General features: G+C 66.8%; 26 protein-coding genes, 1 tRNA gene and 1 pseudogene. 15 read left to right on the forward strand and 13 right to left on the reverse strand.

Annotation, left to right across the window (positions count from 1 at the left end):
- Positions 1 to 24: 24 nt before the first annotated feature.
- The 3 genes from J3P31_RS11130 to J3P31_RS11140 all read right to left on the reverse strand — a co-directional run bounded on the left by J3P31_RS11130 (position 25) and on the right by J3P31_RS11140 (position 1,864).
- Positions 25 to 477 (reverse strand): hypothetical protein, encoded by a 453-nt coding sequence (locus J3P31_RS11130; RefSeq protein WP_210528512.1) that lies wholly within the window; start codon positions 475 to 477, stop codon positions 25 to 27.
- Between the two features lie 190 nt (positions 478 to 667).
- Positions 668 to 1,249, reverse strand: coding sequence for an HdeA/HdeB family chaperone (locus J3P31_RS11135; RefSeq protein ID WP_210528513.1), 582 nt, complete (start codon positions 1,247 to 1,249; stop codon positions 668 to 670).
- Positions 1,250 to 1,396: 147 nt separating this feature from the next.
- Positions 1,397 to 1,864 carry a GNAT family N-acetyltransferase gene (locus tag J3P31_RS11140; protein WP_210528514.1) on the reverse strand — a complete coding sequence of 156 codons (468 nt, stop codon included), beginning with the start codon at positions 1,862 to 1,864 and terminating at the stop codon, positions 1,397 to 1,399.
- Between the two features lie 423 nt (positions 1,865 to 2,287).
- On the opposite strand from J3P31_RS11140, the gene J3P31_RS11145 reads away from it, so the two are divergent.
- From J3P31_RS11145 to ftsH, 8 genes are all read left to right on the forward strand, one after another.
- Entirely contained in the window at positions 2,288 to 3,757 is a 1,470-nt protein-coding gene (locus tag J3P31_RS11145; protein ID WP_210528515.1) for a trypsin-like peptidase domain-containing protein, read from the forward strand.
- A gap of 151 nt (positions 3,758 to 3,908) precedes the next feature.
- Positions 3,909 to 4,964, forward strand: coding sequence for an AI-2E family transporter (locus J3P31_RS11150; protein ID WP_210528516.1), 1,056 nt, complete (start codon positions 3,909 to 3,911; stop codon positions 4,962 to 4,964).
- A gap of 288 nt (positions 4,965 to 5,252) precedes the next feature.
- Positions 5,253 to 5,735: an Hsp20 family protein gene (locus J3P31_RS11155; RefSeq protein WP_210528517.1), complete on the forward strand. Its 483-nt coding sequence runs from the start codon at positions 5,253 to 5,255 to the stop codon at positions 5,733 to 5,735.
- A gap of 91 nt (positions 5,736 to 5,826) precedes the next feature.
- The gene (locus J3P31_RS11160) at positions 5,827 to 6,345 is read left to right on the forward strand and encodes an Hsp20/alpha crystallin family protein (RefSeq protein ID WP_210528518.1); all 519 of its coding nucleotides are present in this window, start codon (positions 5,827 to 5,829) and stop codon (positions 6,343 to 6,345) included.
- Between the two features lie 148 nt (positions 6,346 to 6,493).
- On the forward strand, positions 6,494 to 7,189 hold the full coding sequence (locus J3P31_RS11165; protein WP_210528519.1) for an NADH dehydrogenase ubiquinone Fe-S protein 4: 696 nt from the start codon (positions 6,494 to 6,496) through the stop codon (positions 7,187 to 7,189).
- Positions 7,190 to 7,198: 9 nt separating this feature from the next.
- A complete protein-coding gene (locus J3P31_RS11170) occupies positions 7,199 to 7,513 on the forward strand; it encodes a DNA-directed RNA polymerase subunit omega (RefSeq protein WP_210528520.1) in 315 nt (104 codons plus the stop codon).
- 33 nt (positions 7,514 to 7,546) lie between these two features.
- Positions 7,547 to 7,912, forward strand: a complete 366-nt coding sequence (locus tag J3P31_RS11175) for an SPW repeat protein (RefSeq protein ID WP_210528521.1) — start codon at positions 7,547 to 7,549, stop codon at positions 7,910 to 7,912.
- Positions 7,913 to 8,004: 92 nt separating this feature from the next.
- Positions 8,005 to 9,849: an ATP-dependent zinc metalloprotease FtsH gene (gene ftsH / locus J3P31_RS11180; RefSeq protein WP_210528522.1), complete on the forward strand. Its 1,845-nt coding sequence runs from the start codon at positions 8,005 to 8,007 to the stop codon at positions 9,847 to 9,849.
- Between the two features lie 107 nt (positions 9,850 to 9,956).
- Here ftsH and J3P31_RS21365 read toward each other — a convergent pair whose 3' ends face one another.
- Positions 9,957 to 10,277, reverse strand: a complete 321-nt coding sequence (locus J3P31_RS21365; protein ID WP_210528685.1) for a ClpB D2-like domain containing protein — start codon at positions 10,275 to 10,277, stop codon at positions 9,957 to 9,959.
- Positions 10,278 to 10,496: 219 nt separating this feature from the next.
- Between J3P31_RS21365 and J3P31_RS11190 the strand changes: the two genes are divergently transcribed.
- Positions 10,497 to 10,733, forward strand: a complete 237-nt coding sequence (locus tag J3P31_RS11190; RefSeq protein WP_210528523.1) for a transposase — start codon at positions 10,497 to 10,499, stop codon at positions 10,731 to 10,733.
- Between the two features lie 424 nt (positions 10,734 to 11,157).
- On the opposite strand, the gene J3P31_RS11195 is transcribed toward J3P31_RS11190, so the two are convergent.
- From J3P31_RS11195 to J3P31_RS21855, 4 genes and pseudogenes are all read right to left on the reverse strand, one after another.
- Positions 11,158 to 11,960 (reverse strand): IS5 family transposase gene (locus J3P31_RS11195; RefSeq protein WP_210528686.1). Its coding sequence is split into 2 segments (ribosomal slippage): positions 11,158 to 11,627 and positions 11,627 to 11,960, totalling 804 coding nucleotides; the frame shifts between segments, so codons are not numbered across the junction.
- Positions 11,961 to 12,017: 57 nt separating this feature from the next.
- Positions 12,018 to 13,070, reverse strand: a pseudogene (locus J3P31_RS11200) (sensor histidine kinase); the annotation flags it as partial.
- A gap of 170 nt (positions 13,071 to 13,240) precedes the next feature.
- Positions 13,241 to 15,787, reverse strand: a complete 2,547-nt coding sequence (locus J3P31_RS11205; RefSeq protein WP_210528524.1) for a PAS domain S-box protein — start codon at positions 15,785 to 15,787, stop codon at positions 13,241 to 13,243.
- 32 nt (positions 15,788 to 15,819) lie between these two features.
- Complete coding sequence (locus J3P31_RS21855; protein ID WP_210528525.1) at positions 15,820 to 15,996, reverse strand: type II toxin-antitoxin system ParD family antitoxin; 177 nt, start codon at positions 15,994 to 15,996, stop codon at positions 15,820 to 15,822.
- A gap of 333 nt (positions 15,997 to 16,329) precedes the next feature.
- Here J3P31_RS21855 and J3P31_RS11215 point away from each other — a divergent pair, with 333 nt between their 5' ends.
- Positions 16,330 to 16,617 (forward strand): HU family DNA-binding protein, encoded by a 288-nt coding sequence (locus J3P31_RS11215; RefSeq protein WP_210528526.1) that lies wholly within the window; start codon positions 16,330 to 16,332, stop codon positions 16,615 to 16,617.
- 156 nt (positions 16,618 to 16,773) lie between these two features.
- Here J3P31_RS11215 and J3P31_RS11220 read toward each other — a convergent pair whose 3' ends face one another.
- Positions 16,774 to 17,157 carry a response regulator gene (locus tag J3P31_RS11220; protein WP_246849442.1) on the reverse strand — a complete coding sequence of 128 codons (384 nt, stop codon included), beginning with the start codon at positions 17,155 to 17,157 and terminating at the stop codon, positions 16,774 to 16,776.
- A gap of 984 nt (positions 17,158 to 18,141) precedes the next feature.
- Here J3P31_RS11220 and J3P31_RS11225 point away from each other — a divergent pair.
- The 5 genes from J3P31_RS11225 to J3P31_RS11245 all read left to right on the forward strand — a co-directional run bounded on the left by J3P31_RS11225 (position 18,142) and on the right by J3P31_RS11245 (position 22,687).
- The gene (locus J3P31_RS11225) at positions 18,142 to 18,465 is read left to right on the forward strand and encodes a WGR domain-containing protein (protein ID WP_210528527.1); all 324 of its coding nucleotides are present in this window, start codon (positions 18,142 to 18,144) and stop codon (positions 18,463 to 18,465) included.
- Between the two features lie 1,038 nt (positions 18,466 to 19,503).
- On the forward strand, positions 19,504 to 20,025 hold the full coding sequence (locus tag J3P31_RS11230) for a hypothetical protein (RefSeq protein WP_210528528.1): 522 nt from the start codon (positions 19,504 to 19,506) through the stop codon (positions 20,023 to 20,025).
- A 75-nt stretch (positions 20,026 to 20,100) separates the two neighbouring features.
- Positions 20,101 to 20,529, forward strand: a complete 429-nt coding sequence (locus tag J3P31_RS11235; RefSeq protein WP_210528529.1) for a hypothetical protein — start codon at positions 20,101 to 20,103, stop codon at positions 20,527 to 20,529.
- Positions 20,530 to 20,556: 27 nt separating this feature from the next.
- Positions 20,557 to 20,799 (forward strand): hypothetical protein, encoded by a 243-nt coding sequence (locus J3P31_RS11240; RefSeq protein WP_210528530.1) that lies wholly within the window; start codon positions 20,557 to 20,559, stop codon positions 20,797 to 20,799.
- Positions 20,800 to 22,216: 1,417 nt separating this feature from the next.
- Positions 22,217 to 22,687 (forward strand): helix-turn-helix domain-containing protein, encoded by a 471-nt coding sequence (locus tag J3P31_RS11245; protein ID WP_210528531.1) that lies wholly within the window; start codon positions 22,217 to 22,219, stop codon positions 22,685 to 22,687.
- A gap of 126 nt (positions 22,688 to 22,813) precedes the next feature.
- Here the strand turns inward: J3P31_RS11245 and J3P31_RS11250 are convergent.
- From J3P31_RS11250 to J3P31_RS11265, 4 genes are all read right to left on the reverse strand, one after another.
- Positions 22,814 to 22,884, reverse strand: a tRNA-Ile gene (locus J3P31_RS11250).
- A 445-nt stretch (positions 22,885 to 23,329) separates the two neighbouring features.
- The gene (locus tag J3P31_RS11255) at positions 23,330 to 23,791 is read right to left on the reverse strand and encodes a hypothetical protein (protein ID WP_210528532.1); all 462 of its coding nucleotides are present in this window, start codon (positions 23,789 to 23,791) and stop codon (positions 23,330 to 23,332) included.
- Positions 23,792 to 23,803: 12 nt separating this feature from the next.
- A complete protein-coding gene (locus J3P31_RS11260; protein ID WP_210528533.1) occupies positions 23,804 to 24,988 on the reverse strand; it encodes an AAA family ATPase in 1,185 nt (394 codons plus the stop codon).
- Positions 24,989 to 25,138: 150 nt separating this feature from the next.
- Positions 25,139 to 25,522, reverse strand: coding sequence for a hypothetical protein (locus tag J3P31_RS11265; protein WP_210528534.1), 384 nt, complete (start codon positions 25,520 to 25,522; stop codon positions 25,139 to 25,141).
- Positions 25,523 to 26,287: the final 765 nt, after the last annotated feature.

Here is a 26,287-nt window from a genome sequence, read left to right on the forward strand (position 1 = left end):
TCGGTCGCCCACATCTTCGGTGCCCTATTCGAACAGGTCGCCGAGGGCGCGGAGCCGGAACACCTTGCTCCATCTCCGCCTGCGGTGCTCCTGCGCATCGTGGAGCATGTGGCACCTCTGGCAGAGCGCCGCCAAGTTGCGGGGCCGGTTGTTGCCTGGGTCGTGGTCGAGATGCGCGCTGGCCAGGACCACGCGCGTGACAGGCAGACGTGGGGCAGGGGGGATGCCGGTGAAGCTGGGCTGCCCCGCCTCGAACACCTGAGGTGGGGGCAGCTTGGGCACCCGTTTGCCCCGGCCATCGCGCCAGGTGCTGCATGCTTTGTCCCACCAGGTGCCGTTGCCCAAGTGTGTGACGTCCTGTCCATGCGGGCGGCCGCAATGTTCGCAGCGGCTCTGAGCCCGGGTGAACCGAATGAGATCGGACAGTTCGCGCCAGTCGATGGGGTAGTACCAGCGGTGCTCAGGCGCGATCGGCATGCTGGGAGTCTGAGTCACGTCTCGCTTCGCGGCAACCCAGATGTTGGCCTCATATGCAGGGCCGTGGTTCATGAACGGCAGTGCCCCAGCCCAACGCGACCACTGACCTCCAGGACGTCCTATCGGGGCGTCGTAAAAATTCCGGGGGCAGACTCAAGCCGCCCCCGGTCTCCTTGCCGCTCAAAGGTGCTTACTGCGCCGCAGCGCCTTCGTTGTTCGCGCGCTCCTGAGCGATCACGTCCGCCGCGGCGCTGTCCGGATTGGCCTCGCAGGCCCGGATGATGTTCTCAACGGGTACGGCAAGCCAGTTCTCTGCCACGCTGACGACGGGATCGACGTCCGTTTGGCCGGTCGCCGCGTCGTAGGCGATGTTATAGCCATCGATCCAGTAGACGAGTTGTGGGACCAGCTGGACGTCCGTGTCCACGATGTCCTGGCAGGTGATCGTCACTGGACGGATCTCGCCGGAGGGACCGGCCTGAGCTGTGCTGTCCGCGGCCGCTTGATCGGTCCCCTGCTCAGCATCCGTCTGGTCCGCGGCCTGTCCGGTGCCTGCGTCGGTGCTGGGCTCCGTAGTCGCCTGGCCTGCGTCCTGTCCGGCCGCCTCGTCAGTCCCCTGCTCAGTGGCTCCTTGGCTTGCGTCCTGCTCAGCCGCCGGATCTGTCGGTTCTGTTGTCTGCTCGGTGCCAGACGTTTCGTCCTGCGCCAGGGCTGGCAGAGCGGTGGTCAAGGAGGCCGCAAGTGCCAGACCCAGATAAGCAAGCGATCTCATTCGCCTTCTCCATCTGCTAGTTTGGACCTTGATGGCAGCGCCCTCGTTGGTGCTGCGCCCACTCAGACGCTGCGCACAAAAAACCAGCAGCCCCTTTTTGGAGTTCCTGCCGTGCTACTTGGAATTGTTTGTCTTTGGCGCAAAGATCTACAAGCCGGATGCATGGCCGTGGAGGTGGAGGCGCAGGACATGGCGGCGCGACCCGGCCATGCCCACCTCTACGAAGCCCGCGCGCTGGAAGGCTGGCACGAAGCCCATGTAGCGGTAACTCGGCGACTCGGGATCGACGGGGTAGGCCTCCACTGCGGTCGCGCCGTTCCGTCTGGCATACTCGACCGCTGCCGCGATGAGGTCGTGCGCCAGTCCGCGGCGACGATGGGTCGGACGAAGAACCATGCAGGCGAGCGACCAAACAGTCTCGCCCTCCACCGGATCGGGACCACCGAGCCTGCTGTAGGTCTCCTTGGGCGCAATCGACACCCAAGCGACCGGCTCGTCACCGTCATAGCCCAGAAGCCCGACGGGCGTGCCCCGACCGATGCGGCCCAGCATCTGCGCCCGGCGGACAGGCGGGCTCGTGCCCTGGCCCTCCTCCTTGGTCGCCCGCCACACCATGCACCAGCACTGCTTTTGCGTACCGGGTCGGTCGAACAGCGCGACAAAGTCCTCCTTTGTCCGCCTGGTCACCGGGCGGAAGACAAGGCGCCCCGCCGGGCTCGTGATCTCGTCGCCTGCTTCCTGAATTGCTTCCTCCCTCGAAGTTTCCTGCGCCGCCGGGAAGGCTTACGGTGAGGCCAGTATTACGGCCGAACCGATATTCCCCAGGCCGTTCAATGATGGTCGGTCAGTAAGGCACAGCATCCGAAGCTAATCTAGATGTCTATATCGATGTCAAAAACAGGTGAGCGCTCTTAAACCCATTAAAGTTGTTCAACATCTTTCACCCGGCATCTCTGAGCCGCAGGCTGGCGATGCCGGGTGCGCGAGCTGCAATCGCGCATGTCAATGTGTTGTGGTCTTCTTGGAGGTTCATGACCAATGACACCGATCCATATATCTCAAGGGCGCCGAGCGGGCATGCTCGCCGGAGTCGCCCTGTCCGCTCTCTGCCTGGTCGCTCCGCTGGGTGCCACGCCGGTTATGGCGCAGACCGCTGAGACGCCTGCCCAGGAGCAAACCACCCTCTCCCAAGTGGCCGAAGCGGCGGCTCAGTCCGTCGTCACCATAACCGTGACAGCCTCGACGCCCGACTTGCCCCGCTCAGGCTTGGACCCGGACGACAATATGATGCGCGAGTTCCTCCGTCGCTTCGGGGACAGCGATCAGCCAATACCTGATCTGCCCTTCGCCGGGCCAGAGCTTGGAGCCGGGCCTGTTCAGACCGTAGGCTCCGGCTTCATAGCCGATCCCGAGGGGCTGATCGTGACCGCCGATGCGCTCCTCGCCAATGCCGACCGGGTCGAAGTCACGTTGCCGGACGGCAGCTCGGAGCCTGCCGAGATTATCGGCCGTGACGCTCAGACAGGGATTGCCCTGCTCCGGGTCGAGGGGCAGCAACTCCCCGCACTGTCCTGGGGCACCTCAGAAGAGCTCGACTTGGGCGAGAGCCTGCCGTCGGTCGGGCGCACAGAGGACTTCGGCCCCGTCTTGGTCACAGGCCTGCTGGCCGGGCGGAGCACCAATGGAGAGCGCCTGCTGATCGATGATGCGCCGGCTTCGGCTCTGGTCGGCGCGCCGGTGCTGGACAACGAAGGTCGGGTCATCGGCATCCGCACGAATGCGGGCGACGCAACCCAGACCGGAGCCACTGTGGCCCTTGCTGCCGAGGTCGCGCGCGATGTGGTCGACGAACTGGCGCAATCTGGCGCCGTCGCGCGCGGCTACCTGGGTGTTCAGATCCAGCCGGTGACGGCCGATATCGCCTCCGCGCTGGGCTTGGACCAGCCCGAAGGCGTGCTGGTCGCCGGAGTCCAGCCGGACACTCCTGCAGCTGCCGCTGGCCTGCGAGACGGCGACGTCATCATGTCACTGGATGGGGAGGCAGTCGCCGAGCCGGAGGTCCTCTCGAGGTCGGTTGCCAGCCGCGAGCCCGGCGAGAAGGTGCGACTTCAGGTCTGGCGATCGGAGGAGGTGGTCGACCTGACCGCGACCCTGGCAGCTCTGCCTAGTGAGACTGCGACGCCCGATAGCGATGCGGCTCCTCTGTCCGGTGTCGCTGTGCCCGACCTCGGTCTCACGCTGCAAGAGCTCACGCCGGATCTGCGGGAGGAGTGGGGCCTGACGGAGTCCACCCAAGGCGTGGCCGTTCTTGGGGTGGAGGACCCAACCCGGTCCGACGTCCAAGACGGCGACGTGATCGTGTCGGTCCACAGGGTGGCGGTTGAGACGGTCGAGGACGTGCAGAAGGCGGTCGAGACCGCGAGGACCGAGGGCCGGTCCTCCGTCCTTCTCTTGATCGACCGGGCGGGCGCACGGTCCTTTGTGGCCGTTCCGCTGGTCCAGTCCTGAGGCGACAGGCATCGAGGCGCCCCGCCGCTTCACCGTGGCGGGGCGTCTGGCGTAGCCCGCGATCCCGGTGCGGAGCGGAACGAAAGTCCAGTGTGGAGGCGTGCTTCCGCTAAAAGAGCCGGACAGCGGTGGCCAATGAGCTGAGGTTCCCATGACCGGTCCAGCCAACCCGGGGCAGGGCACAGGGCTGTGGAGCGCAGCTAGGCTCCTCGTGCTGGCGGCTGCCATCGGGGCCGGAGCTCTTCTGGTCTGGCATCTCGCGCAGGTGCTACTCCTACTGTTCGGCTCCGTTCTGGTGGCCATCCTGCTGCGCTCGATCGCAGGTCCGGTCGCGCGCCACACGCCCATTCCGGACCGTTTGGCCGTTGCATCGGCGGCGCTGCTCATTCTCGTGCTGCTGGTCGGCTTTGCTCTTCTTCTGGGGGCGCAGATCCGGGCACAGGGGACTGCCCTGCTGGAGCGCCTGCCCGATCTGGTGCGGGCCGTTGAGGACCAAGTCGGGGCCGACGCATTGGGCGAGTGGTTGGACCAGCAGCGGGGCCAGGGTCTTGCGGGTGCAGATCTGGTCGCGAGCCTGGCCGGCTACACGACCCGGGCGATCACGGCGGCCGCCAAGCTCGTCGTAATGCTGGCGGCCGGCATCTACCTCGCCCTGAACCCGGCCCTCTACCTGAACGGGATCCTCAAGCTCGTGCCCCCGAGCCGACAGCAGATGGCGCGCTACACGGTGTCCGCTCTCGGCCAAGCTCTGAAGCTCTGGCTGGTCGGTCAGCTCGCAGCCATGATGGTCGTCGGCGCGCTGGTGACACTGGGGCTTACGGTTCTGGAGATCCCGTCGGCCTTGGCCTTGGGGTTCATGGCCGGCCTCTTCGAGTTCGTGCCCTTTGTGGGGCCGGTGGCCAGCGCCCTCCCAGCGGTGGCCTCGGGCTTAACGGACAGCCCGCGCAGTGCGCTCTGGGTGGCTGGGCTTTACGTCCTCGTCCAGCAGGCCGAGGGCATGCTCATCTTGCCGCTCCTGCAACAGCGGACAGTGAGCCTGCCTCCCGTGCTGACAATCTTTGCGGTCTTGAGCTTTGGCGTGCTCTTCGGGCCGCTGGGGCTGATCCTAGCCACACCCCTGGCCGTGGTGTGCCTTGTGCTCGTTAAGAAGCTCTGGATGTGTGAGGTGCTGCACGAAAAGGTCAGCGTGCCGGGCGAGGAGGCATGACTGAGTGGCTGCCAGACCTGCCATGGCCAGCAACCATCTGGCGCAAAACCGATTTGGCATTCTGGTTTGAGGTCGCGCCTCCGCGGGGTCATTTGACGAGATAATCTCCCAATGAAAGCGCTGACGCCAATCCATTGTTGATCTCCCCCTCTTGAAATGTCGAATGCCCTTTCCATATCGCTGGTCGCCAGCCGCCTGCATTGGGGCTGGCCCTGTCAAGCGGGCGTCGAGAACGCATTCGGACTTGGCGCCACCTTGTATCCATGTTGCTCAATGGAGGATGTGGCTATGAGACCCACGTTTGATTTCTCTCCCTTGTTCCGCTCGAGCGTCGGTTTCGACCGCATGCTGAACCTGCTCGAGAACACGAGCCGGCTCGAGGCTGTCGATGCCTGGCCGCCCTACGACATCGTCAAGACGGGCCAGGACAGCTATCGGATCGCTATGGCGGTGGCGGGCTTCACGCCCGAGGAGCTGACCCTCGATCATGAGCCCAACCTGCTCGTGGTGACCGGGCAGAAGGGCGGCGAGGAGAACGCGCAGTATCTGCATAGAGGCATCGCGCAGCGCGCCTTCAAGCGTCGCTTCGAACTGGCCGACCACGTGAAGGTCACTGGAGCGAGCCTTGCCGACGGCCTGCTCACTATCGAGCTCGTGCGCGAGATCCCCGAGGCTATGAAGCCGCGCCGCATCGAGATCGGTCGGGCCGAGCCTCAGTCTTTGCCCGGGACCGAGACGAAGCAGATCGAGGGCGACCAGCAGGCCGCCTGAGGCCAGCTTTCCCCACTCATGCCGTCCAGGGGCGTCCGGCCAAAGGCCGGGCGCCTTCGGGGACGTTGCGAGCACACATAGGAGGATGACCATGAACATGCGTAGTCTGATCCCTTGGGGCCGCAGCAACGACCAGCAGGCCCCGACTCTCTACCGCGAGAGCGAGCAGAACCCGTTCCTGTCGCTCCAGCGGGACATGAACCGGCTCTTCGATGACGTCTTCCGTTCCTTCGACAGCCGACTACCCGCGACGGGGGCGTTCGGGTCCTTGGGGGGCTTTGGCGCACCCTGGCCCAGCGTCGAGATCTCGGACACCGACAAGGAGATCCGCGTGACGGCCGAGGTGCCGGGGCTCGAGGAAAAGGACATCGAGGTGCTGCTCGACGGCGATGTCCTGACGCTCCGGGGCGAGAAGCGCTCCGAGACCGAGGACAAGGACCGGCACTTCTCCGAGCGCGTCTATGGCCGCTTCGAGAGGCGCATCCCGCTTGGGATCGAGGTCGAGGAGGAGCGGATCGAGGCGCGCTTCCGCAACGGCGTGCTGACGGTCGTGCTGCCCAAGACCGAGCAGGCGCAGGCGCAGGTGAAGCGCATTCCGATCAGCCACTGAGCGGCAGAACCGAGACCAGACGCTGGCGGCTCCGAGCGGGCCGCCAGCCCCATCCTTCGCCAAACGGGAGGGATGAGTCATGACAGATGCAGCAGCAATCAAACACGCGAACGCTGAACCCTTTTCCATTCTAATCCCGATAAGGCCCATGAAGGGCACTCCGAAGGCGGGTAACACTGATCCTGTCCTGCCCTTCGCGGGCGCGATCTGGCCCAAGGGGGTCAGGGCGCGCATTCAGAAGGCAGACCGCTCGGTGACCACGTCCGGGAAGGCCCGAGCCAAGGGCTGGCGGCTGACCTTTGAGCGGCGCAGCCCGCCGGTCCTGGACGACCTCATGGGCTGGACCAGCGGGGACGATCCCCTGGCCCCGGTGGAGCTGAGCTTCCCGACGCTGGAGGCCGCCATCTGCTACGCCGAAGGGCAGGGGCTCTCTTACGAGGTCATCCCGCCGCCGGGTGCCACAGATCGGCAGCGCGAGCAGCTTGCGGCCGCCGTGCGACTGTTCTCCGACGCAACACTCGATCGCCTTAAGATGCGCTGGCTTCAGGACCGCTATGGCCAGGCCATGGCGGGAGCCGCCGAGCGCGGCGACCCTGTGGGCGAGGACACCTGGGCCGACCCGATGGACGTGGTGGCCGATCCCAAGTTGTTGATCGAGGCAAAGCGCTCGGTCCTGATGAACTGGGCCTGGAGCGAGCACCTGGCCGACCTGGCCACAACCGAAGGCATGCCGGAGAACGGCCGGCCCTCGCGCTTGGCCGACGTCGAGCAGGCCCTTCTGGCCCTGGAGAGACGCGCCCCCTTTGAGACGGCCAAGGCGGACCAGACCGGGCTTGCGGCATGAGGTGACGCGATGAACCCGCTGATTGTCTTCGATGCCAAGAAGGTGGTCCCTGACCCCTTCGCCCTGACCCTAGCCGCTGCGGCTCGGGCCCGTGCCCTTCGACAGGGGGCCGAGCCCCGGGTCATCGCCGGGGCCGCGCCGGGGCCTCACCTGGCTTTGGCCGAGATCGCCGCGGGTGCTTTCGCCAAAGGGGAGTTGGCGTCCTTCCTGCCCGATGCAGCCGGGGTGCCACGCCTAGCGCCGCCCAAGCCCCGCCTCGCGATCGGCGACGGCGGACGGCCTGCCGTCGCCGTGTCCGTCCCTGCCAAGGGGACGGTTCACTGAAGCAAACCGCAGAAACAGAAAGGAGGAAAACCAATGATGCATTCGACAAACTTCCGCGACCACAACCCGGCGGATGCTGCCAACATCCTCGCGGGTCTCGGTCTGGCCCTGTCGCCTTGGTTCCTGGAGTTCACGACCGTGACGGCCGCGGCCTGGAACGCCTGGATCGTGGGCGCCGCCATTGCGCTCATCGCGCTGGCGGCCCTGGTCTCGTATCACCGGGCGGAGGAATGGGTGAACGGCCTGCTCGGCCTCTGGGCGGTGATCGCGCCCTGGGTGCTGGGCTTCTCGGAGCTGAGGACCGCAATGGGCGCGCATGTCGTGCTTGGGCTCGTCGTGGTCATCGTCGCGGCGGCCCTGCTCTGGTCCGATAATCACCGGCCGCATTCGACAGCCTAATCGGGGCTGAGTGGGAGTGGGCCAGCCCGTAGGGGCCGGCTCGCTCCTCCCTGACGGCCATCGGGGTTCTACAGCGATGGGGTGTTACGGCGATGGATGACACGAGACGAATAAAGCTGTCCGCCTGGTATTGGGTCGCCGCCTTCGTCGGCCTGATGCTCTTCCAGTATGTCTACACCACGGCCACAGAGGTCGCGCAGATCCCCTACAGCGCCTTCGAGTCCTATCTGGACGAGGGCCGGATCGCCGAGGTGGCCGTCTCCGACCGGTTCATCCAAGGCAGCTTCACAGAGCCTCTGGATGGCCGGTCCATGTTCATCACCACGCGGGTGGAGCCGGACCTCGCCCGTGAGTTGGCCGAGCATGGTGTGGTGGTGACAGGCCAGATCGAGAGCACCTGGCTGCGCGACCTCCTTTCCTGGATCATTCCCGTCGCGCTCTTTGTCGGTGTCTGGGTCTACCTCCTGAAGCGGATGGGCGGAGGTGTTGGCGGTACGCTCATGCAGATCGGCAAGAGCAGGGCCCGGGTTTATGTCGAGCAGGACACCGGGGTGACCTTTGCCGACGTGGCCGGGGTGGACGAGGCCAAGGATGAGCTTCGCGAGATCGTCGAGTTCCTCAAGGACCCGCAGAGCTACGGACGCCTGGGTGGCCGCATGCCCAAGGGCGTACTGCTGGTGGGGCCTCCGGGCACCGGCAAGACGCTGCTGGCCAAGGCCGTCGCGGGCGAGGCGGGGGTGCCGTTCTTCTCCATCTCAGGCTCCGAGTTCGTGGAGATGTTCGTGGGCGTGGGGGCTGCGCGTGTCCGTGACCTCTTCGAGCAGGCCCGCAGCCGCGCCCCGGCCATCATCTTCATCGACGAGCTCGACGCGCTGGGCCGCGCCCGGGGCATCGGCCCCCTGGCGGGCGGCCACGACGAGAAGGAGCAGACGCTGAACCAGCTCCTCGTAGAGCTCGACGGCTTCGACCCTTCGACCGGGCTGGTGCTGCTGGCGGCGACCAACAGGCCGGAGATCCTCGATCCGGCGCTGCTGCGCGCCGGGCGCTTCGACCGGCAGGTGCTGGTGGACCGGCCCGACAAGCTCGGGCGCGTCCAGATCTTGGGCGTGCATATGAGAAAAGCCAAGCTTGCCTCCGACGTGGACGCCGAGAAGGTGGCAGATCTGACCCCGGGCTTCACCGGCGCCGACCTCGCCAACCTCGTCAACGAGGCCGCGCTGCTCGCCACGCGCCGGGGGGCCGAGGCGGTGACGATGGAGGACTTCACCAACGCCGTCGAGCGGATTGTGGCCGGGCTCGAGAAGCGCAACCGGCTCCTCAATCCCAAGGAGCGCGAGATCGTGGCCTATCATGAGATGGGGCACGCGCTCGTGGCGCTGGCGCTCCCCGGTGTGGATCCGGTCCACAAGGTGTCCATCATCCCGCGAGGGGTAGGGGCTTTGGGCTACACCATCCAGCGCCCGACCGAGGACCGCTTCCTGATGACCCGCGAGGAGCTCGAGGCCAAGATGGCCGTGCTCCTGGGCGGGCGCGCGGCGGAGTGGATCGTCTATCGGCATCTCTCGACCGGGGCGGCCGACGACCTCGTCAAGGTCACCGACATCGCCCGCGCCATGGTCACGCGCTACGGCATGACCGAGCGGCTGGGCCATGTCGCGCTCGACCGTGAGCGACGCTCGTTCGTGGCGACCGACCAGCCCTACTACGGGCCCAAGGAGCGCGACTACTCCGACGAGACCGCCGCCGCCGTTGACGAGGAGGTGCGCCGGATCGTGGACGCGACCTTCGACCGCACGGTGGCGCTGCTGGAGGCGCAACGGCCCGTGCTGGAGCGGACAGCACGGCTCCTTTTGGAGAAGGAAACGATTGGCGAAGAGGAGTTGCGTTCCCTGGTAGATCGAGGCGCCGTGCCCCAGGAGATCGCCCGCCGAGCCTGAGCACCGAAGTTTGCTGCTGATACAAAGAAGGGAGGGCCGGATCCGTGAGGGACCCGGCCCTTTGCCTTGGTCGTCCCGGCGGGCTAACCGCCGGGCCCGGCACCTCCCTATTCTGCCGCCTCGGCCGAGTGCCTATCTCTGTTGGCATCTTTCCTGTCGTCGGAGATCTCCGCTGCGGGGGTGTCATCCGGCTGCGGCTCCAACACGACCTTGCCCGCTTCGGCGTCCCAGCGGGCGACCACGCGGTCGCCCTCGTGGACCTCGTTCGCGAGCATCGCGCGGGCAAGCTGGGTCTCGACCTCCGACCGGATCAGGCGCCTGAGCTCACGGGCACCGAACTCGGGCCGGAAGCCCGCTCGCCTTCCTGCAGGATCATACCACCGCGCACATGAACTGACCCGTCCGAGTCGCAGGCGCGCCGTTTCAATCCCGCCCCTGCGCGCCTCTGGCGCGGCAGTTGTCTATATCGTTGCGCCACATGGGTCAGTTCATGTGCGCGGTGGTATCAGTCCTTTGCTTTACCCAAAGGAAGGCACGAAGGGCAGAGTGATCGCCCTTGCCAAGGCTAGTCGCCTCGGCCGTGGCACTGCAACCAAGGCTGGCTTGGGTATCTCTGGCGATACGTCTCGCGCCTGGAGAACGAGGCCGTGCTGGGCCGCATGGCGGTGCGGCTCGCAGCCCGCCCCGAGGTCCTCAATCAGCGAAGAACCTGCGTCGAGCACCCGTTCGGCACGATCAAGCAATGGACGAACCAGGGCGCTTTCCTCATGCGGCGACTGGACAATGCCCGGGGCGAGTTCAGCCTGACGGCGCTCGTCTACAACATCCGGCGCGCCATCAGCCTGATCGGAGTGCCCGGCCTGATCGCCGCGGCAAAGGGTTAACAGCACACCCGTGCTGCCTGACTGGTGACCACCCGAGGTAGTTCCTGATCGCTCAGTTCGCTCTACGGCCCCACAGGAGCCGAAAGCGGGTCAGCGTCCGTCACCGAGAGTTTGAAGCTCCCTGTCGCTCGGCGCCGGGTGCGTTTCCACACGGTCTGCAAGAAATACGCACACGGCGAGCCGCCATTTCTGGCAAGGGCGAGGTCATGTGAGACAGAGGTCCCTAGCAGGAGACCAGGACAGCGCCGGAGGGCACGTCTGCGAGTGCAGGGATTTTGAGGGTGAGCACGCATCCACCGTTTGGCTTGCAACGCGAGCACCATGTGCTCCCTCAGTCCTGACCGCTGAACTCCAGAGAGAGCGCCGTCCCTGGCTCGGCTGAGGACCAGACGGGCTTGGCCTCGATCTGATGCGCTAAGAGGGCCTAACAGAACCTCCTGATCTGGTTCAGGCAGATGAGCGCGGCGCCGAGCTTGGTGAAGGCCAGGTGGATGTCGGCGCGGCGCTCGTAGCGGATGGCCAGCCTGCGGAACTGAGCGAACCAGGCAAAGGTGCGCTCGACGACCCAGCGGTGGCGGCCGAGACGGGCGGAGGTCTCGACGCCCTTTCGTGCGATGCGAGGGCGGATGCCGCGGGCTCGGCATTCCGCGCGGCACCGGCGGCTGTCGTAGGCCTTGTCGGCGTGCAGCTTGGCCGGGCGCTTGCGGGGGCGACCTCGCTTGCCCGATCGCACGCCGGGCACGGCGTCCAAGGTCGGCGCGAGCGCCATGCTGTCGTGACGGTTCGCGCCGGTGATCGTCACGCCGAGCGGCGTGCCGCGGGCATCGGTGACGGTGTGGCGCTTGGTGCCCGGCTTGCCGCGATCCGTCGGGTTCGGGCCGGTCGCAGCACCCCCCTTTTTGCCCCGACCGAGGCCGAGTCGATGGCAGCACGCGACCAGTCCAGCTCACCGGCCCGGTCCAGCCGCTCAAGCAGGACCCGGTGAAGGCCGTCCCACACCTCCGCCCGCTGCCAATCCCGCAGCCGTCGCCAGCAGGTCATGCCCGAGCAGCCGAACACCTCTCGCGGCAGCATCTCCCAGGGCACGCCGGAGCGCAGCACGAACACGATCCCGCGCAAGGCCGCCCGATCCGAGCATCGCGGCCGACCACCCTTCGGCTTCGCCTTCTCCTCGGGCAGCAGCGGCTCCACCGCCGACCACATCTCGTCGCTCACCAACTCTCTCATGATGAGGACAACGCCATCACCACAAGGAGGTTCTGTTAGGCCCTCTAAGGCACCGATCAGCCGCAGACCCGTCCCGGAGCCGGGTCGCGCCTCACGTGGCCCGGAGGACAGGCCCTTGCCGTTGTCCCTGACCTGCAGGCGCATCGTGCCCGTGTCCTGGGTTTCTATCTTGACCTCGATCATCCCACCACGCCCGTCGAATGCGTGCTTCAGGCTGTTGGTGACGAACTCGTTCAGGATCAGGCCTAAGGGCACGGCCCTCTCGGGGCTGACCTCCACCTCTTCGATCGCGAACTCGAGCCGCACCTCCCCAGCCTCGGGAGGGTTCAGGTGAACGAGGTTCTCGACCACCTGCATGATGAAGGGACGCAGGCGCAGCCGATCGACGGTGCCCGCGATGTAGAGCTGTTCGTTGAGGATCCTGAGCGTCTCGACACGCTGACCCACGGCCGCCAGCTCCTGGCGTGTCTCTCCGGACTTGGCCTGTCTCGTTCCCATGCGGAGCAGGCTCGCGATGATGGTGAACTGGTTCTTGACCCGGTGCTGCAGCTCCTCGAGCAGGTGCCGGTTGGTCAGGAGTGCCTGCTCGAGGCTATGGGACTTGTGCAGACGGTCGATCACCGGGCCCAGGATGGTGGCGTAGGTGCGCAGGAACTGGATGTCCTCGTCGTCGAACTCGCGCGGCGCGCGGCTGTCCACCTGGAGAAGGCCGTAAGGTTTCCTGCCCGGCAGGAAGATGGGCACGTTCACCAACGCAACAACGCCATGCTCTCTCAGGAACTCAGGGATGTCGAAGCGCTCCTCGTGGCGGATGTCCTGCATGATGACAGGCTCGGCGGTCTCGATGGCGTAAGCCTCGGACGACCACTCGCCCATGAGGATCCGCGTCTGGCCAACAATGCCCGGCTTCCAGCCCACGCCCGCCTTGACCAGCAGCTCCTGGGTCTCTGGCTGGATCTCCAGCACCTTGGCGAGGTCGGTCTCGAGCGCGTCGGCCACGATGCGGCAGGCCTCCTGCAGCACCTTGTCGAGGCTGTCGCTGCGCAGGGTCAGCTCGCCGAACTCGGCCAGCGCCTTCTGGCGGACCACCATCTGCTCGCGATCAGCCATGTCTCTCGGTCGCTTTCTTTTCAGGGGTGAGGAACGCGGAGCCAGCAGGCTCGTGGTCCACCGCGTTGCTCATGAAACCATTGCTGGTCAGGGTCGCAGAGTCCCGAGCTGAGTATCGGCGTTCGATCTCTCTTCGCTCTTCGGGAGGGCCGTCTCAGGTCTCCACGCCTCTATGCGGTGATCAGCTCTCTGATCCGCGCGGCCAGGATGTCGACCGCGAAGGGCTTGGTGAGCACCGCCATACCAGGCTCCAGGTGTCCGTTCCCGACTGCTGCGTTCTCGGCATAGCCGGTGATGAACAGCACCTTGAGGTCGGGGCGGCTCACTCGGGCCGCGTCCGCCATCTGCCGGCCGTTCATGCCCCCGGGCAGTCCCACGTCGGTCACAAGAAGATCGATCCGGGCACTGGACTGCAGGATCTTGAGCCCTGCCGCACTATCAGCCGCCTCAAGGGCGCTGTAGCCCAGCTCTTCCAGCACGTCGGTCACGAGCATGCGCACGGTGGGCTCATCGTCCACAACGAGCACCGTCTCGCCTTGGCTGGCTCCGACTGGCTCACTGTGGTCGCCGTCACTGTCATCGATCTCGGCGGAGCCATGATGACGGGGCAGGTAGATGCACACCGTAGTGCCTTCTCCCACTTCCGAGTAGATGCGCACCTGCCCGCCCGTCTGCTTGGCAAAGCCGTAGATCATCGACAGACCCAGGCCTGTCCCTTGCCCAATGGGTTTGGTGGTGAAGAACGGGTCAAAGGCACGGGCCTTCACCTCCGCGCTCATGCCCGTCCCGGTGTCCGTCACGCAGAGCGACAGATACTGCCCCTCAGGCATGTCGTGCTGGCGCGCGGCCGCGCGGTCCATCCACTTGTTCGCGGTCTCGATGGTGATGCGCCCCCCGTCCGGCATCGCATCGCGGGCGTTGATGCAAAGGTTGAGGATGGCGCTCTCCAGCTGAGGAGCATCGACCAGCGCCGTCCACAGGCTCGAGGCCCCCACGGTCTCGATGGTGATGGCCGGCCCGACTGTGCGCTGGATCAACTCTTCCATGCCCGTCACGAGCCGGTTCACGTCGGTGGGCTTGGGGTCGAGTGTCTGGCGGCGGGAGAAGGCCAGAAGACGGTGGGTCAGCGCGGCGGCCCGCCGAGCGGCTCCTTGGGCCGCAGTCATGTAGCGCTCGACATCCTGCACCCGGCCTTGGCTCAGGCGCGAGGCCATCAGCTCCAGGCTGCCCGAGATCCCGGCCAGGAGGTTGTTGAAGTCATGCGCGATGCCTCCGGTGAGCTGGCCCACGGCTTCCATCTTCTGCGACTGCTGAAGCGCTTCCTGGGTGCGGACAAGCTCCTCGGTGCGCTCGGCGACCCGGGCCTCGAGTGTCTCGTTGGCTCGCTGCACGGCCTGGAAGAGACGCGCGTTGTCGATGGCGATGGCCGCCTGCGCCGCGAGCCCCACGATGATGCGCTCATGGCGCTCGGCAAAACGGCCCGGCTCGGGATGGCCGAAGAAGAGGCCACCCACCACCTCGCCCGAGCGGGAGACGACTGACACGGCCAGGTAGCTGCGAACCGGCAGGTGGCCCTCTGGCATACCCTTGTGCGGATCGTTCTTGCCGTAGCGCGGATCGAGGAGGATGTCGTCGGAGCGCACCACACCCTCGCCGGCAAAGGTTGGGTGGAACACGGCCGTGGCGCGCGGCAGGCCGAACTGGTCGAAGTGGGCGCGATCTGCGCCCGAGAGGCTGTAGAGCAGCATGCTCTCGCCTGCTTCGGTCAGCACGTTGTAGAAGAACGCCCCGAACGCCGCCCCCGTGAGGTCCACGCCGGCGTCTGTGACCTGCTGGACGACCTTCTTGAGGTCGAGTTCGGCCGCGATCATGACGCCGGTGCGGTTCAGCGTCTCCGCGACAGCTTGGGCCTCCTCCAGCTCACGTTGCCCCGCCTTCTCTTTCGAGATGTCTCGCACCTCGATGATGGTGCCGATCGTGCGGGAGGCCTCGTCGCGGATGGGCGACGCGACATAAGCGACCGGGTAGAAGGAGCCATCCTTATGGACGAAGACCTCCTCGCCGCGCGTGTCGGCGTTCTCCGGGAAAGCGCGGTCGATGGCGCAGTCCTCGAGGGGGAAGGGACGGCCGTCCGGGTGCGTGTGGTGGATGACGTCGTGCAGGGGACGGCCCTGCGTCTGGGCAAAGGTGTAGCCCGTGAGCTCCTCGGCCGCGCGGTTCATGTAGGCGCAGTGCTGCCGCTCATCCATGAGGAAGATGGCAACGGAGGCGTTGGTCAACACGGCGTCGAGCCGGCGCTGGACCTCGGCCACCCGCTGTTCGGCCGTGTGCCGTTCGGTGACGTCCACGCCTTGAGCGAAGATGCCCGTGACCAGCCCGTCCGGATCGGTGACGGGCTGGTAGACGAAGTCGAAGATGCGCTCCTCGGCTGGCTCGCCGGTCACGCGCACAACACGGGCCGCCATCGAGGTGCCCCGGAATGGCTCGCCCGATCGGTAGACCTGGTCGAGCAGTTCGAAGAAGCCTTGGCCTTTCAGTTCCGGGAGCGCCTCTCGGACCGTTTTGCCCACCACCTCGCGGCCGCCGATCAGCGTGCGGTAGGCCGCGTTGACAAAGGTGAAGCGGTGCTCTGCGCTCTCCAGCATAGCAACGAGCCCGGGCGCCTGATCAAAGGCGCGCAGGAGCTGCTCGCGCTCGGCTGCAGTGTCATGCCGCACGTTGTCCGGCTCACCGAGATCGTGGGCGCGGCTCAAGACGGGACGGCTTCAGAGCCCGGCGGTCCTGTTACAACGTCCCGTTCGAGGCAGCGGAGCGCGGCCCGCACCACCTCGCTCGCGCTGGCATAACGGCCTGAACCGACCTGAGCGGCCACGAAGGCCACCAGCTCGGGGGTCAGGGATACATTGAGAGCAGCGCGCCTTGTCATAACAGCTATTTAGGGCGTCCCCACCGATAGCAACCTGTGACGCAGCGCTTTGCTCTGTTGAGCACTGATAAGGCGTCTCCAACCCCCACCCTTTCTCAGTGCGTCTTTCTCGAAAGACGCACATGCTGGCGGACCTCACCCGCTCAGTCTCTTGAGCGGTGCATTTTCTAGGTGCGCATAGCTCTGTGCCCAAGCTGGGCACCAGTGTCCCTTTTCCAGCGCAACGATCCGCGGCTTTCCTGAGGGAACAGAGGTTTTTCTGGACAAGCGGGTTGAGCCGCGGCGGAGCATGGAGCTCCGACGGCCTCAGAGGCCGCGCAACAGGAGGGACACATGGCCAACCAAATGACCAAGGCGCAACTCGTGGCGGCGCTGGCCGAGCGCACGGGAGGCGACAAGAAGCAGGCCGGAGCGGCGCTCGAGGCGCTCACCGGCATCATCACCGAAACGGTGGTCCAAGGGGGCGCCGTTACGCTGCCTGGCGTGGGCAAGATCTACTGCCGCGAGCGGCCCGAGCGCACCGCACGGAACCCGTCTACGGGCGAGCAGATCCAGAAACCTGCGGACAAGGTGGTCAAGATCACCGTCGCCAAGGCGCTCAAGGACAGCATCAACGCCTGAGCCCTCCGGGCACCATGACCTCTCCTCGGCCTCGACATCTGGCCGAGGAGAGACCTACTGCGAGCGCCGCCTAGTACACTTCATGTGCCTAGGCCCGACACCATGGGCACCGGTGTGCGGCGGTCCCCTGCCCGTCGAACCCTCTCGGAGCCCTGCCTATCGACCGCCCGCCTCATTCAGCAGGTTGGACACGGCCGTGATGATCTGGGCCGGCACGAAGGGCTTGGGTACCATGACGCTCCTGGGCACGCCTTCAGCGGCCCACATGTTCGCGCTTCCCCCGCTCATGTAGACAACGGACAACTCGGGCACGAGCCCACGGGCGTGGCGGGCCACGGCCCAGCCATCCGGACCCGCGCCAAGGTCGATGTCCGTCACCAGAGCCCGAAACCGGGCCGCGCCGGCGGTGAGTGCCGCCATCGCCTGATGGCCGTCCTTGGCCAGCACCAGACCGAAGCCCTCGTCGGTCAGCGTTTCTTCGAGCAGGAGGCGGATCAGCGCCTCGTCCTCCACCAGGAGGAGCAGTATAATAGGGTCCAATGACACGTTCCCGAGCCGTTGAGGCGGGAGCGCGCAGGACCTTCGGTCCCCTGTCTCTCAGTCGTCGGGAGCCACAGCCGAAACCGACGATGACGGGGCCTTAGCACAATCGGAGCGCCATGGAACTGCGGTCTGTCGCGCAGGGTCGGAAAGCTGGCGCAGTGCCTAGGCCCGGCACCAAGAGCGGCGCCGGCAACCCTGACTCTTCTGACACATAGAGCTTCGAGGGGGCGCCTGATCCACCCTGTCGTCCACCTTCCCAATGAGAGACGGCGGATGCACCAAACGAGCATGGTGCGCCTGAACAGGCACCAGGTCGACCGGTTCAGACATTACCCGCAATCGAGGACCAGACTTGTCCAGATTGAGGAATGCTTCCCCCTTAGTCACAATCTGGTCATCGAGCGAGGAGGCCTCGGGTGGTCAGTGAATGGTTGACGATGCGGAAAAGCCAAGTGTGGAGCTCGGGCTTGGGGAGGCCGCGCTCCGGCACCGGCGGGTGAGCCACTGGATCAGGGTAGCCTCGCGGGCGGTGTCGAGGGATCGGGCAGGCTGGGGAGGGGCGGCGTGGATTTAGTGGCGCAGAAGTACCCAGGCGCTCGCCTCCATGTCGATCTCAACCACTTTCTTGCCGAAGCGGAAGTTCAGGTCGGCCCTGGTCAGGATCGCAGCCGAAGGGTCGACCACCAATCGGTGCGGGCAAAATCTTCTGCGAATCGGCGCGGAGAGGTCACCGTCGAGATGGAAGGCGAGGCAGGGGACCTTGATGGCCTCGCCCCGGTCGGCGGGGCAGCGGGAAGCCTTGATGCGGAGGGCGTGGCGACACGGAGGGGTGGGCCGCAAGCTCGGCCTTTCGGGTGAGTGAGTAGAACTGGGGCATGGGGGCGTCGCCTGTTCGTTTGTCCGAGTTAGGATGGGCGGGCGGCCCTTGCGCGGGCGAATCCGGACGTTCGACTCTACGGCTTCGGTCGTCGGAGGGGGAACATGGACGTCCGGCTCCCTTGCATCGATCCCGCCCGGAACCGCTTTCGCGCCTATGGGCTGAGCGTCGGGCCGGACCTGTTCGGGGATTGGGTCCTCGTAGCCTCCTGGGGCCAGATCGGGCGGCCGGGGCGGATGCGCGTGGTCTGCCCGGGCGAGAAGGGGGCGGTCAGGGCGTGTGCCGAGCAGCTCCTGCGGCTCCGGGCGCGGCAGGGATGTATTGTCGTGGGGAGAGGCCCCGGGCTGATGCCGGGGCGCGCAGGAACCGACGGGCATCTGGGTGCGCGGCCCTTCGCGAACCACGGCCGGAGGCAGGCTCACCGCTGACCGGACCGCACCTCAAGCTTCGTCCCCCCTCAAATGTTCTCGGGGCACAGGGCTTGAGGGTCCGGGTAGGGCACAAACCAGCTCGGCTCGCTCTTATCCCTCGTCCGCCGGGACGTGAGCTTGCCGTTCGGCCCTTTCTGGGCGCGAGCCGGTTTCCCGGCGAGGACGGAGGTCTCCTCCGCCGCAGCGAAGAAAAATTCTTCAATAAAAAGATTATGTTACAAATGATACTTCACATAACACATTTAGTGACGGCCCTAAGCTGCCGAAGAAGCAGGCAAAAAGGGCCCTCTGTCCTTCTATAACAACTAATTCTATATGTATAAGGAGTAAAAGAGAGTCCCAGAGGGCCTCACACACCACCTCATGTATAGAGACACATTTTCCGGTCAGATCCGTTGCCGGCGTTATAAGCCAGGTAAGTATCTGGAAATTCTGAGGATTTTTGTAACAAAAAGGCGTACGCCCGGCGATTCGGGCGTTATGGGCCGCCCGAGGGGACCTGTCGAGCAGGGCCCCGGCCAGAAAGGTCGGGGGCGGCTTTCGCAGGCCAGGCGGTCAGCCGCTTTTATGGACCAGGCCGCGTTGCGATTGGCTTGAGGGTCTCTCCGAAGCGAGCCCCGTCGTCGCGCGATGTCAAGGCACATTCGGCGTCGGCCTCCGGATGGCTTGCCCCCGCCGGTGACTCCCCGGGCCCCCGGCGTCGGCCACCAGATGGGGCTGGGGCCGGTCGATTCCGTGGACCCTCACGAGGCAGGGCGCTGCGCCGGAGGCCGCGATTTCCTGCCGGCGGGAGGAGCGCGGTGTCGGACCGACGGCCACCCGGACAGTGGTGCCGCAGCGGCACCAAACCGGCGGCGAAACGGTCGCCGCCGTCACCCGCGCCATCGCGGCGGGGCCGCGGAACCGCCCGATCGGTGACCAGGAAAAAAGTTGCGATGGGTGAAAAAGAGCCGGCACGATTTTCGCAACCTGCCTCTAGCCTCAGCGTATCGACAACAAGGCCACGGCGCGCGCCGGGCAACACGAGGGACAGAAATGCGTGAATCTGCCAATGAATACAACATCCGCTTCGTCGCGGGCCTGCTTGACGAGACCGCCCTGCGGGCGCTCCTTGAACAGGAGTTCGACGTCAACCGCTGCTCGATCGAGCGCGCGCCCTGGTCGGCCGTCGAGACGCCCCGCAAGGCCATGACGGTCCGCAAGGCCGTGACGCGCCGGCCCGGCCGCGAGAAGGCCAAGACGGCCCAGCCCGAGCGCCGGAACGCTATCCAGGTGGCCCTCGACCCCGCCGAAGTGGCGAAGAGCTTCCCGATCCTCCGCGGGAAGATCGTGCAGGAGCTCGCGCGGGTGGGCGAGGCCTCGACGGAGGAGATCAGCTCCGTGCTCAAGGCGCGCGGTGTCCGGAGCGCGGACCACACGCGGGTCCACATCCAGCGTCTCCGCGAGAAGGGCTTCCTGGTGACCGTCCGGGGGAAGCCGGGCAACCGCCACCACCTGACGGAACTGGGCGAGAGGCTCCACCAGGAGCTCCGCCGCCTGAACGACGAGGCGCGCTGAAGCACGGCACCCGGCTCCCCCAGACCTGAGACAGGGTCGGGGGAGCCCAGCCACCGGCCCGGAGAGAGATAGACGATGATCGACGAACCCTCTGACCGCGAACTCGGTGACGTCGAGCCCATGCGTGAGGCGGTGGCCCGGAAGCGCAGTGAGGTGGCGCTCGGGGCAGGCAACCTGCACCTCGCGCCCGCGGAGCGAAAGCGGGTGGTCCGCAAGAAGGCAGCGCCCTCGGTCCGCAACTCCGAGTGCCGCTTCGAAGGTCCTGCCTCGCGCTTGCAGATCCGGGGGCAGGGACGCCGCCCCTTCCACCTAGCGGCCTGCTGCCTCCGAAAGGTTATCAAGCGCGGTCCAGAGGACGGAGAAGGACCACTGACGCGGCGCCGCTCTTCAAGCGCTGTTCCCTTGACGGAAAGCGCCGTCCACAACTTCATAGAAGTCGTGCTGCCGCGACAGCTTTCGGTGTTCCGGAACCCCGCCAGAGTGGCGCTGGAGACCACAAGGTGACCGCTCTCCCTCGCGGCGGAGATCGCAATGCCCCTGGACCAGACCAACGCTGAACCCCCGTGCGCCCGCGCCCAAGTCGCCGAGCTCATGATCGAGGTCGCAGGCGGCGAGATGATCCGGTCCTTCACGGAGGATGGCGAGCGAGGCTTCATCGTCCTGATCCACGGCGGCAGGATGGAGTTCGTGGGCGTCGACGCCTTCTTCCACTTGGCCCAGGGCGCCATGTTCGCCTCGGGCACTTCACCTACTGGGAGTGCTGAACGGAGGTAACGTTCCGGCCTGACCTGTCCCCGAACATGGGCGTTGTCAGGCGCCGCGGAAACGTTCGTCCTCGCGGCTCTTGCCCGGAACTTCGCAAGATTGGCGAAGCCGGTCCTGGCACCGAACCAGGGCCGACAGCCGGGAGTGCGGCCGGCGAACAAGATTTCCCTTGGCGCCTCCAGCGACCCGCTAGCACCTTGCCCGCCGGGTCACGAAATCTCGCGGCCCAACTGCCTCTTCGTTGTCGGTCGGATTGGTTCCGGCAGTTGATCATCAATGCAGATGCGAAGTTCGAACTCCTAGGCGGCTTGTTGTTGCCACGGTTGGGCCGAGGTCGATGAGGCGGCACTCGCCGCCCTCGCCAGCGCGCGTTCAAGACTGAGCCGGCAGCGCATCCGCGCTGACAGAAGGATGGTTGAGGCGCTCCGGGTCTTCGCAAATCGCCGCGCGTTGGAGAGGCGTGGGCCAACGTCAGGGAAGCCGGAGCGCAGATTGGAGGGCTGCGCCAGGAGCCGCATTGGCAGACCCGCGAGAGCTGGGCGGATAGGAGCCATGACTTGGCGGAGACGGACCAGCACGTCCGCAGCCGACCTCGCCCCCTCGCGAGAAAAGGCAGCCCGAGACGGCCAAGCACATGCCGCTCCTCGGCCTCGGGTCCAGACGGTGGGGGAGTAGGGCCCACTAGCGCGGCACCGACGTGCTCCTCCCGGCGAGCTGCCGTTCGCTCGCCCGGACCCTCCATGCGAGAAGCCCGAGCACCGCAGGACCGACAGAGGCCATAAGGAAGCGGTGAGGTCGGGTCCTCTCACTGTCATCTCAAGAAGCGCATCACGCGAGCGGTCGGCTCCGGTCCGTAGCTTCTCGAAGATGGTGAGGATAAACTCGCTGTCTTTCGGGCGGGCGGCGTCCGAAGCGGGCTGAAGTCCTAAGCGCCTCCGTTGAGGCGATGAGGCCAACCTCGGCTGAGGAATCGCCGACCGCTGTCTCGCTCCTTCGCTTAGGGCATCGCAGGCGACCTAGTTAAGGCGGGAAAGACGGTGTCGGTCGGCTTAGAGCCGCGCCACACCTCGAAACCCATATATTGTCGAAAGAGAGTAAGGGGATGTCCACTCCCTGGAAAAATCCCGGCGGGAGTCTCCGCGAGTGGTCCGACGTCGCCGGAGGCATCCCTCCCAAGGCCTGCCGGGCCCATCTATGCGTTTCCCGACCGACTCCGGGCGCGATCTGCCATTTCTCATATCGCAAACCGGCAGGGAAACTGGACATGGCAAACGCCATCGCGGCCGCAAGGCCATCGGGTCGCACGGGGCTGAAAAGCAGCCCTGCCGCGGCCAGGCTGGAGCTGCCCCGGCCGTCTGATCTCTCGACAGAGGCTGCCGTGTTATGGGAAGCTCCCGGATTGGCGCGACGTGAGACGAGGAGCGGCATGACCAATCGGGTTCCCGACGAGATACCGGCGTCGGCCCCCGCGCCGGAGGGCGCGTCGAGTCCAAGGGAGGCCGTGGCCGATGGCGAGGCTACGCGGCCGATCGAGGAATTGCCGGTCTGGGCCGCGAACTTGCAGCACCTGACCCGGCGCAGCGGCCTCACGCAGGCAGAACTCGCGCGCCGTGCCGGCCTGCAGAGAGATGCATTCGGGCGCTATCTTCTCGGTCGGACGCGACCGCCGCCGGCCAAGCTCGTGGCCATCGCCAAAGCCTTGGGGGTCCGACCGGCGGACATCGACCCCGAGCGGGGCGACCTCGAGGAGGTGCCACCCCCGGAGCAGGGCCGGGTGCCGTTCCGGATCACCCCCGCCTACGGTGGGGGCCGGGGCCGGGTGTTCCTCGAGGTCGCGGCGGAGATGGACATCGCCGACGCGCTCCGGATCGTCGAGCTGATGACGAAGGAGAAGTAATCTAGGCCACTGGAGGACCCGCCCGAGACTTGGCTGTCGGTCGTCGACGGAGCTTCGTGCGCGCCTGCGGCACGGCCCAAGCTCCTGGACCGGTCGCAGGACGCGCTCGCGCGTGGCGCGGGACGGTGGGAGCGGCTGGGCTCGAACCAGCGCCCTCTCGCTTATAAGGCAAGCGCTCTGCCGCTGAGCTACGCTCCTGAGGTTGCCGCCAAGCTTGACTCGTTCTCCTCTTTTCGTGGGGCCACTGTCCTAGTCGCCGGGCGTCATATCGAGGGCCGTCCGGGGCGGGACGACCTAGATGATCTGGAGCGGCACCGAGATTGGTCATCGATGAACAAAATCGGCCTCGAATTCTCCCGAAAGGGCCATCCGTGACCAAAACGGTGGCGGCCCAGGAGGGCTCCCGGAGGTCGTCGGCCCTGGCTCCGAGGAGATGGAAGCGGGCTGCGCGCCGGCCCGTGGGATCGACCTGCCCCTGCTTGGCCGCCGCGCCGACCACGGCCGCCGCAAGCAGACGCGCCACGCTACGGGGCCGTGCGACCCCCGCGGCGATAGTGGCCTTCTCGCCCACGGTGACCGGCCAGCTGCCGATCCGGAGCGGCGACACTAGCGTAGGTTCGCCCTCGATGCGCCGCGCGACCTTCACGGGCCTGTACCGCTCCTAGCCCTGCAGCCTGGCGAGGTGAGGCTCCAAGCTAATCGGCTCACCGCCTCGCGGTCGCGCAGGCGTCGCAGAGCGTCTGCAGATAAGGTTGGTCGGTCCGGAGCTCGCCTAGGCGGCCGCAGGTCTCGCAAGTCCGCGCGCGCGGCGCGCGCCTCGGCGCGGACGATGGCGGCCTCCACCGGATCCGTGTAGGGGTGGACGTAGACCCTCAGGCCCTCGTACTTGTCCTTGACCTGCAGGATGTGGATGCCCCCGACGCCCTCCTTGCGCACGAGGACGGCGAGCTCCTCGAGGAGGCCGAGGACGAGGGGCCGCCAGCCTTCGCCGACCATGAGGCCCCAGACCATGCAACCGGTCCGCGCGTCCCAGCGCCCCGACCCAAAGAGCTCGGGGAAGGCGCTCATCACGCGCAGGTCACGCTCACTCAGCAAGCTGCTCATCTCTCCCTCCCGTCAGTGCAGGACCGGCCGATTGGCAGCGGCCTCGGCCGCTTCCACGAGGCGCGCGACCTGGCGCAACCCGAGGTTGGCGCCGCGCTTCAGCGCCCGCTCAACCTCCCCGGCCACGAGCTCGGCCCCTTCCTCGTCGAGCTTGACCGCCGCCATCCGGCGCGCGGTGGTGACGAGGTCGCGCTGGCCGACGGCGTCGAGCTCGATCACCCGCACCCGATCGAGAAGCGCCTGCTCGATGTGCATGACACTGTTGGTCGTCATCACCCAGCTGTGGTGGCGCAGGTCGATGGCCACCTCGTAGTAAGGGCACACCCACGCCGCGCCCGTCGACGGCTCGATCATCCCCATCATCACACGATGGATTGAGGGCGAGCGGCCGCCCCCGTGGACGCCCATGGCGCGGCCGGCGTCGATCTCGTCGACCGCCACCACCGGGTTGCCGATGCGCGTCGCGAGGAGCGAGCGCGTGATACGCCCCGGGGAACTCCCACCCCATTTGCTGTCGCTTCCCTGCAGGTCCCACACGCCACCGGCTTGGCCCACGTCTACGGTGACCGTGGGCACGCTGAAGGGTGCTCCGAGCGCCCGCGCGAAGCTGGACTTGCCGCAGCCCGGCGGCCCGAGGAGGACGACCGGCCCAACCCGGAAGGGCAGGCCGTCTCGGGCCCGCAGCCGTGCCTGATGCCACAGGATCTCCGTCGCCCGGGCTAGCCACGGAAACTCGGCGTGGATGGCCGCGAAGGCCTCGTCCACTTCGGCCTCGGTCGCGACCCCGCTTAGGCGCATGGCGTGGGTGGCGGCGAAGAGCTCGTCGCGCTCCTCCCGAGCGATCCGGGTGGGCAGCGGCGTCGGCGGGAGCCGGCGCGCCTCGATCGTCGCCGCGGCGCGCTTGATGCGGGCGCGGTCCGACTCGGGGAGTGCATAGGCCGCTTGCGGCGGCAGCCAGCGCGGGTCGTCGCGGCTTCCGTCGCCTGCGAGGGACTGCGCGATAAGGGCGGCGCCCCGTCCCTTATCCAACCGGGCGTTGCGGCGGGTCTGGGCGCGCCAGCGATCGACCTCGGTGTCGCGACGGCGCGCCTCGCGCTCGGCGGCCTCGAGGCGCTGGAGATAAGCGCGGGCGAGTTCGCCGGGCGCGCGGGGCTTGGGTCGGGCGGTGATGAGCCCGGGGGCGGGGAGGGAGCGCATGACGTCACACGGAAGGGTAGAGTGGGACGGAGGACGCGCGGTCAGCGCGTGGGGGCGAAGGTCGCGGGCATGCGTATGGTCGTCATGGCGAGCATCGTAGCGAGCGGAGGTCAGTCGTCGAGCGGCGGACAAGTTGGGCGGTCGCCGAGGTCAGCCGCTCTTGGGGGTGAGGAGATCGTGGCGCAGCGCATCGCACCAGAGTTCAGCGCCAAGGAGCGTCGCGACCACGGCGAGCTCACTGGTGAGGGTTGCATGCGCCCCGAGCTCAACCCAGGCGGCACCGACGAGCCACGCCGCGCTGAGCCTCGGCGCGACAGCCAGGAGCGGGAGGTTCAACCGCTCCGCCGCGCCGTCGAGATGGCCCTGGATGTGGAGCAGGTCGTGCTCACCCAAGTCGATCTGCCAGCCGTCGAGGACGGGCAGGCGGCCGTTCGGAACGCGAGGCAGGTGCTCGCTGTCCGCGATGAGGAGGAGCAACTCGCCCAGGGGGATCCGGCCAAGGGCGGGCCGGGCGACGGGGAGCGGCTCCGGCATCACGCAGCCTCCTGGATCACGACCCACCACCAAGGGCAGGGAGCGGGCCGCTGCCTGCCCGGCCGCGTCAGGTCCGGGCGGTCATGGAGGAACTGGTCGCACGCATCAAACGCGGCGACGTGAACGCGCGCGGCCCAGATGAACAGGATGGGGTGGCAAGCGGCGAGAAGTCGAAGAATCTGGTAGGGGAGATCGCCAAGCATGATGGATCCGGGATGACCCGCCGGCGGAGGACCGGGCGGAAGGGAACACGAGGAGAGCAGCACCGGCGGAGTGGCGGCCGGTGTGTATGTCGTGTCGCCGGAGGGCCAATCGGGCGCGAGTCATTGGAAGGGATCCTGAGGGCGGTCTAGGCGGTGCCTCGCGACAGTCTGTGCCGAGGGGCGTCATGGCGGAATCATAGAACACGGCCTGCGGAAAGGGAAGTATGAATCATGCGAGTATCGCGTTACTGATGTAAAGACGTTACATCGGGGCCGCCGTGCCGAGCTGCCCTTGCAGTCTCCGCTGCGACGAGCCCGAGCGATAGTCCTCCATGTCGGTGTGGCAAGGACGCGTGTCGGCCGGATCGCACGTGCGGCACCTCCCGCGCAGACGGGCGGGCAAGGCTTCGCGCAGGCCCGGCCTCAGCTGGGCAGAGGATAAGGCTTCTGTCATCGGGCGGTCTCGTGCCAAGCGGCGTTCCGCGCCGGGAGCAGGCTTCTATTCGTGCTGCCCGCGGCGGGGCTCACAGGATGCGCTCGGCGTGTGGTCGAGGGGCGTCGA

The organism is Rubellimicrobium arenae (assembly GCF_017916275.1).
GTDB lineage: Bacteria > Pseudomonadota > Alphaproteobacteria > Rhodobacterales > Rhodobacteraceae > Rubellimicrobium > Rubellimicrobium arenae.

Excerpts from the sequence above, each read along its gene's own strand:
- J3P31_RS11130 (WP_210528512.1), bottom strand. The coding sequence starts at position 477 with ATGCCGATCGCGCCTGAGCACCGCTGGTACTACCCCATCGACTGGCGC.
- J3P31_RS11135 (WP_210528513.1), bottom strand. The coding sequence starts at position 1,249 with ATGAGATCGCTTGCTTATCTGGGTCTGGCACTTGCGGCCTCCTTGACC.
- J3P31_RS11140 (WP_210528514.1), bottom strand. The coding sequence starts at position 1,864 with ATGGTGTGGCGGGCGACCAAGGAGGAGGGCCAGGGCACGAGCCCGCCT.
- J3P31_RS11145 (WP_210528515.1), top strand. The coding sequence starts at position 2,288 with ATGACACCGATCCATATATCTCAAGGGCGCCGAGCGGGCATGCTCGCC.
- J3P31_RS11150 (WP_210528516.1), top strand. The coding sequence starts at position 3,909 with ATGACCGGTCCAGCCAACCCGGGGCAGGGCACAGGGCTGTGGAGCGCA.
- J3P31_RS11155 (WP_210528517.1), top strand. The coding sequence starts at position 5,253 with ATGAGACCCACGTTTGATTTCTCTCCCTTGTTCCGCTCGAGCGTCGGT.
- J3P31_RS11160 (WP_210528518.1), top strand. The coding sequence starts at position 5,827 with ATGAACATGCGTAGTCTGATCCCTTGGGGCCGCAGCAACGACCAGCAG.
- J3P31_RS11165 (WP_210528519.1), top strand. The coding sequence starts at position 6,494 with ATGAAGGGCACTCCGAAGGCGGGTAACACTGATCCTGTCCTGCCCTTC.
- J3P31_RS11170 (WP_210528520.1), top strand. The coding sequence starts at position 7,199 with ATGAACCCGCTGATTGTCTTCGATGCCAAGAAGGTGGTCCCTGACCCC.
- J3P31_RS11175 (WP_210528521.1), top strand. The coding sequence starts at position 7,547 with ATGATGCATTCGACAAACTTCCGCGACCACAACCCGGCGGATGCTGCC.
- ftsH (WP_210528522.1), top strand. The coding sequence starts at position 8,005 with ATGGATGACACGAGACGAATAAAGCTGTCCGCCTGGTATTGGGTCGCC.
- J3P31_RS21855 (WP_210528525.1), bottom strand. The coding sequence starts at position 15,996 with ATGACAAGGCGCGCTGCTCTCAATGTATCCCTGACCCCCGAGCTGGTG.
- J3P31_RS11215 (WP_210528526.1), top strand. The coding sequence starts at position 16,330 with ATGGCCAACCAAATGACCAAGGCGCAACTCGTGGCGGCGCTGGCCGAG.
- J3P31_RS11225 (WP_210528527.1), top strand. The coding sequence starts at position 18,142 with ATGGACGTCCGGCTCCCTTGCATCGATCCCGCCCGGAACCGCTTTCGC.
- J3P31_RS11230 (WP_210528528.1), top strand. The coding sequence starts at position 19,504 with ATGCGTGAATCTGCCAATGAATACAACATCCGCTTCGTCGCGGGCCTG.
- J3P31_RS11235 (WP_210528529.1), top strand. The coding sequence starts at position 20,101 with ATGATCGACGAACCCTCTGACCGCGAACTCGGTGACGTCGAGCCCATG.
- J3P31_RS11240 (WP_210528530.1), top strand. The coding sequence starts at position 20,557 with ATGCCCCTGGACCAGACCAACGCTGAACCCCCGTGCGCCCGCGCCCAA.
- J3P31_RS11245 (WP_210528531.1), top strand. The coding sequence starts at position 22,217 with ATGACCAATCGGGTTCCCGACGAGATACCGGCGTCGGCCCCCGCGCCG.
- J3P31_RS11255 (WP_210528532.1), bottom strand. The coding sequence starts at position 23,791 with ATGAGCAGCTTGCTGAGTGAGCGTGACCTGCGCGTGATGAGCGCCTTC.
- J3P31_RS11260 (WP_210528533.1), bottom strand. The coding sequence starts at position 24,988 with ATGCGCTCCCTCCCCGCCCCCGGGCTCATCACCGCCCGACCCAAGCCC.
- J3P31_RS11265 (WP_210528534.1), bottom strand. The coding sequence starts at position 25,522 with ATGCCGGAGCCGCTCCCCGTCGCCCGGCCCGCCCTTGGCCGGATCCCC.